The sequence below is a fragment of the Bacillus sp. 05T31 genome (assembly GCF_056396725.1).
This window is the reverse complement of sequence record NZ_JBFTMA010001241.1, coordinates 1-615: the sequence shown is the minus strand read 5'-3', so window position 1 is coordinate 615 and position 615 is coordinate 1. Positions and strand designations below refer to the sequence as shown.

1 protein-coding gene is annotated in these 615 nt (G+C 30.4%); it reads left to right on the top strand.

Features of this window, described 5'->3' with window-relative positions; genetic code table 11:
* Positions 1-59 precede the first annotated feature (59 nt).
* Positions 60-615, top strand: a 556-nt coding sequence (locus tag AC1DJR_RS32675; RefSeq protein WP_477004538.1) for an alpha/beta fold hydrolase, incomplete at its 3' end; no start/stop codon positions are given.

Genomic DNA, 615 nt, shown 5'->3' with positions numbered 1-615 from the left:
TAGTAGGTTGACATAAAATAGGTTGGATAAAATTGATATGAATAGGGAGAAAAATACCGATGGATTGCTTAGTTGCAAAGGGTAGTATTTATTATGAAATCGTAGGGAATGGCTTTCCAATATTAATAATGCATTCAATGGGTACAGACCATAAATCTATGAAAGCCTGGATAGAGCCAATTTTTGATAAGATTCAGGGTTTTCAGAGGATATATATAGATTTACCTGCTCACGGTCGAAGTTTAATTGACGAAAATTTCAACTCTTCAGATGATATGCTTTTAAATATTTTGAACTTTATTGATATGACAATTCCTAACCAAGCATTTTCTCTTATTGGTTTTTCATTTGGAGGATATTTGGCACAAGGTGTTTTGCACCATAGACATAAAAATGTAAAGAGTATTTGTTTGCTGGCTACTTCACTTCATTTGAAAGATAGGGATCTTCCTAAAAAAATAGTTGTTACAAAAGATGAAGATTTATTAACAGAATTGGATTCTGATATAAGAATGGCTTTTGAAACATTGATGAATTATCAAAATAAAGAGAACCTTAACTACTTTTTAAACGAAATCCAACCTGGACGATTATTAGCTAATAAAAATTTTTTAA